Genomic DNA, 12,350 nt, shown 5'->3' with positions numbered 1-12,350 from the left:
GAACCTCATGACCAGATCAACTCTTCCCCTGCCCGACCGGGACTGGGCCGACGACCCCACCGACACACAGATCGAACATCTGCGAAGGCTCTACCCGACCGAACCCGAAGTGGATCGGACACTGACACGCAAGATGAACCGGCGCGCACTCGGCCCCTACCGGCGGATGGACCTCGACGAGTTCGTTCGGTGCGTCGAGTCGTTCCTCTCCACTCGCGTCGATGGCCCCTTCCGAGTGTCGGACGCTCGATGGTTCACCGGTGGTGTGTCCAAGATCCAGATGGGCTTCACCCTTCACCGTAAGAAATCCGATACGTGGACGAGTGAGCGGATGGTGGTCCGGATGGACCCTGCCGAAGGGTCGAATGCCACCAGCCGGCTACGCGAGTTCGAACTCGTCGACGCCGTGCGGGACACAATTCCCGTCCCACGGCCGTACTTCATCGACATCGACGGAGAGTTTTTTCCCGAACCCGCACTGATCTACTCGTACGTCTCCGGGATCACCAAACCGTCGGCGACCGTCACCGGGAAGATCAGCGGACTTGGCACAAATTTCGGAGTCGACGCCCGCGAACCACTCGCCGAGCAGTTCCTGTCCTACCTGGCGGCCCTTCACACCTTCGATCTGTCCGCAGCGACGTTCACCAGCCTTGCGCAACCCCGGGTCGGGACCGACGACGCGGCACGATGGCTGCTCAACCAAGCCCGGCGCACGTGGGAAGAGGACCGGGCGACCGACCTGCCGCTGATGGACGTGGCCGAGCAATGGATGCGCCACCACTTGCCCGTCCTCGATCATGTCGGCATCGTTCACGGCGATTACCGCAGCGGAAACTTCCTCTACGACGAATCCACCCTCGAGATCACCGCCTGGCTCGACTGGGAACGCGGTCATCTCGGTGACCGGCACCGAGACCTTGCCTGGACCACGCAGTCCACGTTCGGTCACTTCGACGAACTCGACCGCTACCTTGTGTGCGGACTGATCCCTGAAGGTGACTTCTACCGACGGTACGAACAGGCCACCGGGCTCCCAGTGGATCCGGACAAGATCACCTTCTACAAGATTCTCAACGCCTACCAGATCGTCGTATCCACGCTGGCCTCGGCGCACCGTGTCGCCAAGCTCGGCAAATCCCATCAGGATGTCGTCCTGTGCCGGGTCAAGGGCATGGCCGCGGTCGCTGCGGACGAACTGAACACCCTACTGAGCGAGGTGCTCTAATGGACCACTCGAGCAATACTCTCGGTGCCCTGCGCAAGTCACTCCTCGACTCGGTCGCACCGGCCGTGGACCCGAATGACCCGCTCGCCTCCGAGCAACTGCCCCTCGTCGCCGACTACCTGGAATTCCTGCGTACGCGGATCTACCGGATCCACGAACGGTCCCGATTCGAACTGGGCGAATATCTCCAGATGGCCGAGGGTGTGCTGACGCGTCTCTCCGCAACAGTCGGTGCTGCGGTCGGCGACCTGCCCAAGCAGGTCGATGCTGCACGAGCTGCACGCGACGCCGCGTCCACGGGCACCACCGAACTCCTCGAGCAGGGTGCCGCACTCGCCGCCGCCGTAAGCGCCGTTGTACGGGACGAAACGGTTCCGGACGAGGTTCGCCAGGCGCTGGGCCGGTGGGTTGTCGAATCCTCGCGCGAGCTCCTCGCGTTCCAGCGATCGTGGTACGCACCGTTCGGGTTCGAATCCAGCCGAGATCGTCTCCGGAGCGTCGATGATTTCCTGGCAGGGAAATCCTGCGCAGCCGCGCAATAGAGCGGTCCTGGGCTCTTCATCCTCCGAATGCGGAGCCCAGGTTCGCCGTCCACATCGTGTCGGCTCACCGAGAGGGCGCCTCTTGCCAAAGGGTTAATATGGATTTAACATTAGACCAAACGGAAGCGGTGATACCCGACACTCCTCATCCGCGTCTGCAACGGTCCGTCCGGGCCGAATTGGGTGTCAGTGAGTACTCCTTCTGGGTGATCTTTGCCCGGAACCAAGGAAAATTGTTGATCCAAATGTCGCCGTCCAGCAAGGTTGCCCTGTCCCTCATTGAGAGGGTTTCTCCGCCGGTTCCGGCGGCTTCGCCCGAGGAGGACCATGAGCACAATCGACTACTCCGAGCTGTACATCGGTGGGGAGTGGGCAACCCCACGGTCCACTGAGACGATCACCGTGCACTCCCCAGCCGACGGCAGCACAGTCGGGTCCGTCCCACGGGCCGTGGAGACCGACATCGATGCCGCGGTCGCGGCCGCTCGCGTAGCCTTCGATGATCCGACCGGCTGGGCCGCTTGGGATCCCGCGGATCGCAGCAAGGTCCTCGAACGGTTCGCCGAGGAGCTCGAGTCCCGTGGCCCGGAGACGGCGCGGCGCGTATCCATGCAGAACGGCATGCCGATCTGGCTCGCCGACCAGTTCGAGGGCGGGTTCCCGTCCGTACTTGTGCGTTACTACGCCGGCCTGACCGCCGCCGAACCCGCCGAAGAGGTCCGCCCGGGAATGTTGGGTGGGTCGGCGATCGTGACCCGCGAAGCGGTCGGCGTCGTCGCAGCGATCGTGCCGTGGAACGTTCCCCAAGCCATCTCCTTCCTCAAAATCGCCCCCGCGCTGGCCGCCGGATGCACCGTCGTGCTCAAGCCGGCCGAGGAGACAGTGCTTGACGCCTTCCTCGTCGCGGAGGCCGCGCACGCTGCCGGGCTACCTGCCGGGGTGCTCAACATTGTCCCGGGCGGCCGGGATCTCGGCGCCTACCTTGTCTCGCATCCAGGCGTCGACAAGGTTTCGTTCACCGGTTCCACCGGCGCCGGCCGTGCCATTGCCGAAACGTGCGGACGTCTGTTGCGCCCGGTCACGCTCGAACTCGGCGGCAAGTCTGCGGCGGTTGTCCTCGACGACGCCGACCTGGCTTCGTCGATCGACGACTTCTTCGGCGTCACGTTCCTCAACAACGGCCAGATCTGCTGGCTCAACACTCGTGTTCTCGCGCCGCGCTCCCGGTACGGCGACATCGTCGACACCATCACCGACCTCGCACGATCTCTGTCGATCGGAGATCCGCTCGACCCGAGCACCAAGATCGGCCCGCTCGTATCTGAAAGGCAGCGTGACCGCGTAGAGGGCTACATTGCGAAGGGGATCGCCGAAGGGGCCCGTCTGACGACCGGCGGCGGGCGAATCGCAGGCCTCGATCAGGGATGGTTCGTCGAGCCCACGGTCTTCGCCGACGTCACCAACTCGGCGACGATTGCCCGCGAGGAAATCTTCGGCCCAGTGCTGACGGTTATTCCCTACGAGGACGAGGCCGAAGCGATCGCCATCGCGAACGACAGCGATTACGGACTCGGCGGCACAGTGTGGTCCGCCGACGTCGAACGAGCTGCCGCCGTAGCCCGTCGAATCCGCTCGGGCACGATCGGCGTCAACCACTACTCGAACGACCCGCACGCCCCATTCGGTGGTGTCAAAGCCAGCGGGCTGGGCCGTGAACTCGGCCCGGAGGGACTGGACGCGTTCCGCACACTCAAGACCGTCTACCTTCCCGCGGCACGCGCCTGATCGCACCGCCGCCCGGTGATCGTGAGGCCACGCGGTCGCGCGTGGCACAGGACCTGAGGAAATTCGATGACACACTCACACGATCACCGGCTCACCGTCTTGTTCGACCTGGCGGTCCGGAGCGGCGATAGCCGAGCCGCCGCACGGCTGACGGAGCAGGCCGCCGAGGATTCGCTCACCCTCGAGTGGACCCGCCAGGCCCTTCTCTCGCGTCTGCGTTCCGGAGGTGACGGTCACGAACTTCGCAGTGCTGCCGAGCTTCTCACCGAACTCGAGGCGATCCGGCGACGGCACCAAGCACGAAGAATCGCGCACCACAGGTCCCAGTTCACCGGGCTCCGGTCGCTGCTCGCGCACCTGCGCGGGGCGTCGTGGGCCGAGCGCCCCTACGTTGTGACCGATCGACTGTGCCAGGACTTGGGCTTCCGGAAATCTGTGTACTCCCCAGCCTCGAGCTCCGGGTGGTCGCCGACCACGATCGCAATTCACCCCGAGCTGGGAGACTCGTTCACCCCCTTACGCCGAGCGATTGAAACCCTATCCCTTCCGCCCGGAGCCGCGCCACGTGAGGAGGAGGTGATGCGAAGCGGACGCGCGATCGCTGTGGATTCGATCGACGTTTATCGGAACACCTACCGTCCGCTCGTCGAATTATCCCGTCCACAAGGCTATCTCGCAGTGCCGGTTGTTTCGGCTGGCCGTGTGACTGCACTGCTCCACGCGGATCACCATGACGTTGACGTCGACGAAACCGACATGATGACCTTGCGGGCCGCAGCCACTGTGTGCGGGCTGACCGAGGAGCACCAGACACTCAGATCAGCGATCGTGACCCGCAACCAGCGGGTCGCCGAGGAGATCACAGCGATGCGGACCGCGCTCGATGAGCTCGAGCAGACCCAGCTGAGCCTGGCTGAAGCACTCGACACCGAATCCGAACGACCCGATTGCTCGGACGGCCCGGTCCGAGCCCTGCACTGCACCGCACTGACTGCCCGCGAACATGAGATCTTCGAGTTCGTCGCCCACGGCGCCCCCTCCGCCGACATCGCGCGGGCACTGTTCGTCTCCGAAGGCACCGTGAAGTCTCATATTCAACGGATCTACCGCAAACTCGCTGTGTCCACCCGCGCCGAAGCAGCCGCGCTGTACAGGAAGTCGCACCGCCAGGGGCGGGGCCGGTGCTGAGGAGAAGCGAATGGCACCCCATGAAGCTATGACTGTCGAGATCGACCGCATCCTGGCCGAGCTCACCTCCGGTTCTACGGCCGATCCCCGTGAGGCCGGGATCCGGCTCGCCGAACTGATCGAGCGCCGCGACCGGACCCAGTCCGCCGAGCTCGACCGTGTGGAGACCGTAGCGAGGGCGTTCCATTCGGCCGCGACCATCCTGCAGCGAGCCGCTACCGTCGAGGATGTTGTCTGCGCGATCTGCCCTGGTGCCGCCGGTATCGCCGAGTGCGACAACGTAGTGTTCTCCGAACTCGACGGACTACACGCGACCCCTCTGCGCGCCGCGCCGGGTCTCCCGCTTCCCGCACCCTTCCGACTTCCATCCGCGTTCGCCGGTCCGGGGTCTGTCGGTATCCCCGCGGTATTTACTCGCGCGGAGTCCATGGTGTTTCGCGTCGACATCGACGGCAGACCCGCGGCCGTAATCCGCGTCGGGGCAACGCTCGCTGTCCCGGTCGTCGATGCCCTGATCTCCTACGCGGGACTGGTCGGCACTGCCTTCGAGTGCGCTGCCCTGGACCGGCGGCGCCACCGTCAGCGCGATCTCCTCCACATGCTTTGGGGCCGTGACAATTCAGCACCCGAGATGCCCTCTCCTCCCCTCGCGTCTACCCAGGTCCCGCCCTCGTCCGGGGTCCTCCAGGCCTTGACCATCCGAGAGCGCGAGATCCTCGAGTTGATGCTGACCGGTTCCTCGAACGCTGCGATTGCGACCGATCTGGTCGTCTCCGTGGAGACAGTGCGCTCTCACGTGAAAAAGGTTCTGCGTAAGTGCGGCGTCGCCAACCGGGCCGAACTCATCGCACGCTTTGATACCGACCCGCCGGTTCGAGAACAGTAATCCGCGCCCCATCACTTGCCCTACCCGACCGCCACCTCCACCGGGGATGGGCGCCGCAGTGGGAAGTCGGCGGATCCGACCGATCAGGCCGGATCCGCCGCTTTCGTCAAGTAGACGGTCCCATCGACTCTGCCGCCGGCGACGTGCTCAGGTCGCGACCACTTCGGAAATATTCGGCACCTCACCGCGGGGGAAGCCCGTCATCCGGCACCACGCAAGCTCCCGCGCCACCTGTTGCGCGGCAGCGTCAGCCAGTGTGCGGCGTGCCGCGGCCGCGAGGGGCGATCCGGCGGCAGCGAGTACCTGATAGCTTCGCGCGACTGCCTCTTTCAGTCGGCGCACCTGCGCCCGCATATGAGCCAGATCAGACGGAGAGGAAGCTGTCTCGATGAGCAATTCCTGGACCTGATCGGCGATCTGCGGATCCATATCGGCCAAGGCACTGAGTGTGTTCCGATTTTCTGTATGCTCTGCCCGCTCGTACGGGTACTCGAACTGGTGCACATCCAGCACCCAGTCCAGGCAAGCAAGCACGAGTCCGGCCTGCTCCGCGGCGAACGAGTCGTTCGGATCGAGCGCGGGCAGCACCGTCTTTGCGATCGTGGTTCTGACAGCGCCGATCTGCTGTGCCACAGTAGGAATCATGGGAGCTCCTAGTCCTTGCCGACGATGGTCAGCAACTGATCGAGATAGAACGCGCCGAGCCCGCCGAGGAACGTTTGCATCGCATCCAGGTGGGTCAGGCGCTCGGCCGCGTTTCTCGGCCCGGTGCCGATCAAAGCAACCGCGGCCCAGTACATGTTGACGACCGTGTAGTACTCCAGTCGTTCGGAATCCACCGACAGACCGGAAATCTGCTCGTACTCGGCGATCATCTCGTCCGGGGTCACCAACGCCGAACAGTAGAACTGTCCCGTCGCCGGATCGTGCTCACCCCACCCCTCCATCATCGCGTAGGCCAAATCATGATGGCGGTCACCGAGATAGGTGAGTTCCCAGTCCAGCAGCGCGGTGATCTCGCCGGAGTCCTCGTCGAAGAGGAAGTTGCCATTTCGGTAGTCACCATGAACCACCGAGACGTGATCGACGGCCGGCCGTCGATCCCACAGCCACTGCTGGGTCAGAGCGATCACCGGATGTGCCTCGAATGCGTCTTCTCGCCACGCACGATCGGTCGCCGCCAATCGCCAATCGATTGCGTCGGTCGACCCGACTCGTGGACGCTCGAAGGACGGAAGATCGTGGTCGCTCCAGTCGAACCGATGCAGTTGGGCCAGATGCCGAACGAACTGAGGTCCCAGGACCGGGCGCAATCGCGCCCCGTAGACCGTCCCGAGCCCGGAGGCCGTCTTCAACGCACCGGCCGCACTAGCGGATCCCGGAACATAGCCGCAGATCATCGATGGGGCTCCGAGCTCGGTCGCATCATCAGTAGCCCAGTACGCCCGGGGCACGGGGATGACACCGTCGAGCATGTGCAGAACCTCGAACTCCCGAAGCCGCGGTGTTTCCACCATCGACCCCGGCGGATCCATGCGCAACACCATCCGGTCCTGCACCCGCCGCCCGTTCTGTTCCCAGTCCAGGCCGAAGACGAACTGTTCCTTCGATGCACCCCCGGCGAGTCGGGCGATGCCGTCGATCCGGAAGTCGCCATCGATCCGGCGGGAGAGAAATTCGTGCAACCTCGCCGACACTGCGTCAATGACGGGCTGCTCGTGAGTTACCGTCCCCCGCCGTTCCATCTTTCGACGCAGCACGGAGTCGATCGTGGGCTCCACCCGTCCGGTGGAACGGCCAGAGTCTGTTGTTGCCACCATGGTCATGCTCCTGTCTCGTAGGTCGACGGCGTGGCCGCCGATCCGTTGTGCAGCAGGACCACCTTCGCCACGTCACCACGCTGCTGTGCCTGGACAGCGGACTCGATGTCGGCGAACGGAAACGTCGCGATGAGTCGGTCGAATGGGAATTGGCCTGCTTGATAGAGGTCGATCAGATAAGGGATGAAGGTGCGGGGATCGCTGTCACCCTCGGTGATGCCCCGCACGGTCAAGCCGGCCACCATGGCCGGGACGATGGGCAGCGACAGGGTGGCCGCCATGTCGTGGGGCACCCCTACCAAGCCGAGGGTCCCGAGCGGCGCGAGTGCCCCGAGTGCCTCCTCCACCACTGCGGGGATGCCGGTCGTGTCGAACGCGTAGTCCACTCCGGCGCCTTCGACAGCACGGACCTGTTCCATGAGTGGTCCGTCGGTGGGATCCAGCGTCGCGGTTGCGCCGAGGTCGGAGGCGAGTGAACGGCGCCGCGGATCGGGGTCCGAAACGATGATCGTTGCGCAATTGCGTACGACGGCCGCCATCACCGCAGCCAGACCGACGGGACCGGCACCGAGTACCAGCAGGGACTCGCCTTCTCTGCAGTCCATGCTGTTGAACACCGCGCCGGCTCCGGTCTGGATACCGCAACCGAGCGGACCGACGAGCTCAACGGGCACATCCGCGGCCACCTTGACGACATTGTGTTCGGACGTCAGCGCATGCGTTGCGAACGACGACTGCCCGAAGAACGCTGCGGTGAGTTGAGCACCGTTTCGGTTGATCGAGCTGGTGCCGTCCTCACGCAGTCCGGCGCCGTAGTTGCGCGCGCCGAACTCGACACAGTAGGCGGGTTGACCGTCGCTGCACGTACTGCAGCTTCCGCACGATGCGAACGAGAGGGCCACGTGGTCACCAGGCTCCACCGTGGTCACCTGCGCGCCGACCTCCACGACGACGCCGCTGCCCTCGTGCCCGAGGACCATCGGGTATTTCAGCCCGAAAATGCCGTCGCGTGCCGCGAGATCGGTATGGCACAAACCGATTCCACGAATTTCGACCACAACTTCCCGAGGCCCGGGGTCGGCGAGTTCTACTTCTTGAAGTGTGAATGGACCGCCGGGTTCGGTGACCACCGCGGCAGTGATGGAACGAGACATGGAGACAGGGGCCTTTCGTGACCGTCCGCAGCACAGGATGCCGCAACGGATCGAGTCGGGTGGATCGGCGGGAGGACCAAGGTTCAGGGACGGGTTCCGACGCGCAACCGGCCGTGACGAGACATCCGCTCTCCCAGAAATTCGAGGCCGAGGACATCCGTCGCCTCTGCGTAGCCAACCCGATTACCGACCTGGTAGCGAAACAAGCTCTGGCAGCTGACGTATGCGGGGCTGAAGCTGTACCACGGTGCGCCGCCGACGGCGGTTCCGAAGAACTCGTGCTTCTTGCCCCGGACGTCTACTGCCGTGACGTGGTTGGTCACCGCGACCAGGTCGACGCGGGCGGCCTCGACGGTCGCCTCGGTGATCCCGTATAGTTCGCCGTCCTCGACGACGTAGCCGAACCGCAGACCGTCGTAGACCACTTCGCCATCGCGGATGTCCAGGGCCATCCCCAGGTGGAGACCGAAGTCGGGCCCCAGCGTCACATGAATCCAGGCAGCACCACTGTGGCCGAGTTCGGCGCGAGGGCCCCAACTGCGATCCATGCCGTCGTAGCAATCGACCTGATACTCCTTGCCACGGAGTTCCAGTGATCCGGTGACATGCCCGATCATGTCGTAGTGCCCGTTCGCCCACACATCGCCGAGTCCCGTGTCGATGGGGCCTTTCGAACCGGCTACCAGTGGGTTCTGTGCGGCATCGTGAACGTCGAATGGTTCGTGTAGCCCTCTGAACTCGAGGTCGAAACGGCAAGCTCCGAGTGCGTGCTCATACGACACGCGGAAGTCACGGGGGGCGTTGGTTGCCTCGAGACTCAAGCCGCTCTCCAGGGTGAATTTGGAGAACGTCTTCGGAGCCGGAACATGCATCTGAGGGTCGGTGAAGTCGATCTGATGCGGGTGGGTGCAGAACCCGGAGTGCACGACCACCGAGGAAATCGTGGCACCGACATTCGGCCGGGACAGCACGTAGGCATTGCCCAGAATTCCGGCTTCCGGAACTGAAAAGACCAAGACTTGCGTTTCAGCCCACGTGTGGGCCGTCGGCTCACTTGGGTGGTAATCCACATCGGCAGCGGTAATCACAGCAGCTCCTCCGGTCATCGGGTTCTCGTCGAGTAAGGACGACCGTAGGCAGCGCAATGTGACCTACGCTACGAAGACGGGGCGAAATACCCCAGAAGGTTCCGTGATACATCCGTGAGGGTGAGGCGAGTGAGGGATTCCGACGGCCGTCGGTACTTACCGAGCGCGCGAACGTCAGTCAGTCGTCGAAACCCACATTCGACAGATCGGTCGTGAGACAAGCATCGAACTCTTCCCAAGGATGTGTTGAATGTTCCCGGGGCGGTACACAGGATCGGCTTGTCCGACCAAGTCGGCCCACGCGTGGGATCTCGACGCGATCGCACAGACCTACGCGGACCTCGCCCGACAACTTTCGCATTTCGCGCCGCGCACCGGCGGACGTCACCCGCAGTCGTCGACGGGCGCCTGTTCGGCGAAACATGCTGCGAGGAAGTCGATCGCCCCCGGCGCGCCGGAGACCAAGGTGGTGTTGTGACTCCCGCCGGGATACCGCACCACCTGTACTGGGCTGCCCGCGGCACAGGACCGTCGAACGAAGTCGTCGTGGACCGCGACGGGCACCAATTCGTCCCCGTCCGCGTGATAGCTGTAGATCGGCGCACCGGCAGTGCCCGGGGCCGGACTGTTCTCCGCGAGCGCGTCTCGCAATGCCGGAATGTCGAAGGGACGAGGGTCGACGGTGTAGTCGCGCAGCGATCGGAACGCGTACGTCGCGATCAGATCTACGGTGCATGCCGCGCTGCTCGCCTGCATGGCCGCCTGGCCGTCCGCGGTGAACAGCTCACTCAGCCGCATCTCGGGATACGCGCGATCGATGCCGGTCACGCCACCGAAGGTGAGGCCGAAACCGTACCCGCCGTCGACGTTCCGCATGGTCGCCTCGAGGTCTGCCGGCAACCCGCCCAACGCTATTGCGTCCAGTCCCAGCTCGGGAGCATGGGCCTGATGGAGGTGCGCGGCCCAGGCCGTGGCGAACGCGCCACCCGAATACCCCCAGAGGCCGGTCGGCACATGCGGGCTCAGTCCACTCGGCCCGAACTGCAGGGCAGCGCGGATTCCGTCGAGAACCGCGTAGCCGGCCTGTGGTCCGGCGAGGAACTCGGATTCCGGTCCTTCGTAGTCGGCGGTGACGACCGCCCAACCACGAGACAGCAGATACGCGATCATCAGGGACTCCGATGCGGCGTTCGACGTCGCGGCTCCGAGCCCCGCCGTCAGCGCGTAGGACGGTGCGCACCGAGATCCGAGACTGTCTTCCGCGGTCTGATACGAGACGAGGGGCCGGGGGCCGTCACCCGTCCATGGTGTTCTCGGGACGAGAACCGTCGCGACGTCCGCCACCGCTGCTCGGTGGGAGTCGAGCGACTTGTACAGCATCTGCCAGGAATCGACCGGGATCGGCACACTCAGTGCCGTCGCGGAGACCGGCCGTGATCGCAGAATAGTCCCGTCGGGCTGAGTCTCGTAGCCGGCAGGAGGTTGGTAGAACGCATCCTGGGACGGCGCCGGGATCTCGGCGACTGCAGGTCCGGCAACCGCGACCAGGCCTGCACTCACCGCCGTCACCGCCGCGACCAGAAGGGGCAACCACCGCCGAATACGCACGGAAAACATGCTACCGTGCGAATGGTACGACCGAAAGGACTTTCTGTGGACGCCGTCGTGTTGCGAGAATTCGGGGAGCCGGATGTCTTGAAGGTGGAGTCGATTTCCGACCCCGTGGCGAGCTCGGGTTGGGTCACCGTCCGCCTGAAGGCGGCCGCGCTCAACTGGCACGACGTCCTCGTCCGCCAGGGCAGGTATTCGTCACCGCTGCCGCACGTACTCGGCGCCGACGGCGCAGGTATTCGCACCGACACGGGCGAGGACGTTCTCGTCCTCCCGTCGCTGTGGTGGGGCGATCGCGACGCCGCGCCGAGCGCACAGTGGGAGATCCTCGGCGATCACCACCGAGGCACCTATGCCGAGCTGGTGCGCGTTCCCGCAGACTGCGTCGCACCCAAACCACGCGGGCTCAGCTGGGAGCAGGCCGCCGCACTGCCCCTCGTCGGACTCACCACCTACCGCGCCCTGTTCACGCGTGGCCGCCTCCGCGCCGGCGAGAACGTGCTCGTCCTGGGTGCAGGCGGCGGCGTCGCGACCATGGCCGTCATGCTGGCTTCCGCAGTAGGAGCGAACGTCACCGTCACGTCCTCCACGGCGGCCAAGATCGCGCAGGCACAGGAACTCGGCGCCGCGAACGGCGTGCTCTACACCGACCCCGAGTGGCCGGACGAGGCTCGCCGGCTCACCCCGGACGGTCGGGGATTCGACCTCGTCCTGGATTCGGTGGGGACGTGGGAGCAGTCCATCGCCGCACTGCGGCCGGGTGGCCGCCTGGTCGTGCTGGGCGCGTCACGCAGCGAGCTCGCCACCCTCGACGTCCGGCCCTTCTACTTCGGTCAGTACGAACTGATCGGGACCACGATGGGCAGTCCCCGGGACTTCGCGGGGCTACTGACACTGCTGGACACCGAAGCCGTCCCGCCCGTACCCATCAGCGCGATCTTCCCCCTCACCGAAGCAGCCGCCGCACACAAGCATCTCGAACAGGGAAGCGGGTTCGGGAAGGTGATTCTCTCGCACGGCTGACCGCGGTTCTATGATCTACCTCGAC

Annotated in this window: 12 protein-coding genes; 6 read left to right on the top strand and 6 right to left on the bottom strand. The window is 64.9% G+C overall.

The genetic code is table 11. The features are described 5' to 3' along the window. Positions 1–7: 7 nt before the first annotated feature. The 3 genes from P3H15_RS13420 to P3H15_RS13410 all read left to right on the top strand — a co-directional run bounded on the left by P3H15_RS13420 (position 8) and on the right by P3H15_RS13410 (position 3,555). Positions 8–1,228 (top strand): phosphotransferase family protein, encoded by a 1,221-nt coding sequence (locus P3H15_RS13420; RefSeq protein ID WP_276137687.1) that lies wholly within the window; start codon positions 8–10, stop codon positions 1,226–1,228. Further along, positions 1,228–1,770, top strand: a complete 543-nt coding sequence (locus tag P3H15_RS13415) for a hypothetical protein (protein ID WP_276137686.1) — start codon at positions 1,228–1,230, stop codon at positions 1,768–1,770. The genes P3H15_RS13420 and P3H15_RS13415 overlap by 1 nt, the downstream gene beginning before the upstream one ends. 327 nt (positions 1,771–2,097) lie before the next feature. Then, entirely contained in the window at positions 2,098–3,555 is a 1,458-nt protein-coding gene (locus P3H15_RS13410; protein WP_276137685.1) for an aldehyde dehydrogenase, read from the top strand. Positions 3,556–3,630: 75 nt separating this feature from the next. On the opposite strand, the gene P3H15_RS13405 is transcribed toward P3H15_RS13410, so the two are convergent. Next, entirely contained in the window at positions 3,631–3,852 is a 222-nt protein-coding gene (locus P3H15_RS13405) for a hypothetical protein (protein ID WP_276137684.1), read from the bottom strand. Between the two features lie 405 nt (positions 3,853–4,257). On the opposite strand from P3H15_RS13405, the gene P3H15_RS13400 reads away from it, so the two are divergent. Continuing rightward, entirely contained in the window at positions 4,258–4,743 is a 486-nt protein-coding gene (locus P3H15_RS13400; RefSeq protein WP_276137683.1) for a helix-turn-helix transcriptional regulator, read from the top strand. A 10-nt stretch (positions 4,744–4,753) separates the two neighbouring features. After that, positions 4,754–5,629, top strand: a complete 876-nt coding sequence (locus tag P3H15_RS13395) for a helix-turn-helix transcriptional regulator (RefSeq protein WP_276137682.1) — start codon at positions 4,754–4,756, stop codon at positions 5,627–5,629. Positions 5,630–5,776: 147 nt separating this feature from the next. On the opposite strand, the gene P3H15_RS13390 is transcribed toward P3H15_RS13395, so the two are convergent. From P3H15_RS13390 to P3H15_RS13370, 5 genes are all read right to left on the bottom strand, one after another. Continuing rightward, positions 5,777–6,262 carry a hypothetical protein gene (locus tag P3H15_RS13390; RefSeq protein ID WP_276137681.1) on the bottom strand — a complete coding sequence of 162 codons (486 nt, stop codon included), beginning with the start codon at positions 6,260–6,262 and terminating at the stop codon, positions 5,777–5,779. 20 nt (positions 6,263–6,282) lie between these two features. Next, on the bottom strand, positions 6,283–7,314 hold the full coding sequence (locus tag P3H15_RS13385; protein ID WP_276137680.1) for a phosphotransferase family protein: 1,032 nt from the start codon (positions 7,312–7,314) through the stop codon (positions 6,283–6,285). 137 nt (positions 7,315–7,451) lie between these two features. After that, positions 7,452–8,603, bottom strand: coding sequence for an NAD(P)-dependent alcohol dehydrogenase (locus tag P3H15_RS13380; RefSeq protein WP_276137679.1), 1,152 nt, complete (start codon positions 8,601–8,603; stop codon positions 7,452–7,454). An 83-nt stretch (positions 8,604–8,686) separates the two neighbouring features. Then, positions 8,687–9,619, bottom strand: a complete 933-nt coding sequence (locus P3H15_RS13375; RefSeq protein WP_276137678.1) for a hypothetical protein — start codon at positions 9,617–9,619, stop codon at positions 8,687–8,689. Positions 9,620–10,075: 456 nt separating this feature from the next. Continuing rightward, positions 10,076–11,299 (bottom strand): lipase family protein, encoded by a 1,224-nt coding sequence (locus P3H15_RS13370; protein WP_276137677.1) that lies wholly within the window; start codon positions 11,297–11,299, stop codon positions 10,076–10,078. 45 nt (positions 11,300–11,344) lie between these two features. On the opposite strand from P3H15_RS13370, the gene P3H15_RS13365 reads away from it, so the two are divergent. Then, complete coding sequence (locus P3H15_RS13365) at positions 11,345–12,325, top strand: zinc-binding dehydrogenase (protein ID WP_276137676.1); 981 nt, start codon at positions 11,345–11,347, stop codon at positions 12,323–12,325. Positions 12,326–12,350 lie beyond the last annotated feature (25 nt).

The sequence above is a fragment of the Rhodococcus sp. T2V genome (assembly GCF_029269925.1).
GTDB lineage: Bacteria > Actinomycetota > Actinomycetes > Mycobacteriales > Mycobacteriaceae > Rhodococcus_F > Rhodococcus_F koreensis.
The sequence above is the reverse complement of the archived record's forward strand: the minus strand, read 5'-3'. Positions and strand labels throughout refer to the sequence as shown.

Excerpts from the sequence above, each read along its gene's own strand:
- P3H15_RS13410 (WP_276137685.1), top strand. The coding sequence starts at position 2,098 with ATGAGCACAATCGACTACTCCGAGCTGTACATCGGTGGGGAGTGGGCA.
- P3H15_RS13420 (WP_276137687.1), top strand. The coding sequence starts at position 8 with ATGACCAGATCAACTCTTCCCCTGCCCGACCGGGACTGGGCCGACGAC.
- P3H15_RS13380 (WP_276137679.1), bottom strand. The coding sequence starts at position 8,603 with ATGTCTCGTTCCATCACTGCCGCGGTGGTCACCGAACCCGGCGGTCCA.
- P3H15_RS13395 (WP_276137682.1), top strand. The coding sequence starts at position 4,754 with ATGGCACCCCATGAAGCTATGACTGTCGAGATCGACCGCATCCTGGCC.
- P3H15_RS13415 (WP_276137686.1), top strand. The coding sequence starts at position 1,228 with ATGGACCACTCGAGCAATACTCTCGGTGCCCTGCGCAAGTCACTCCTC.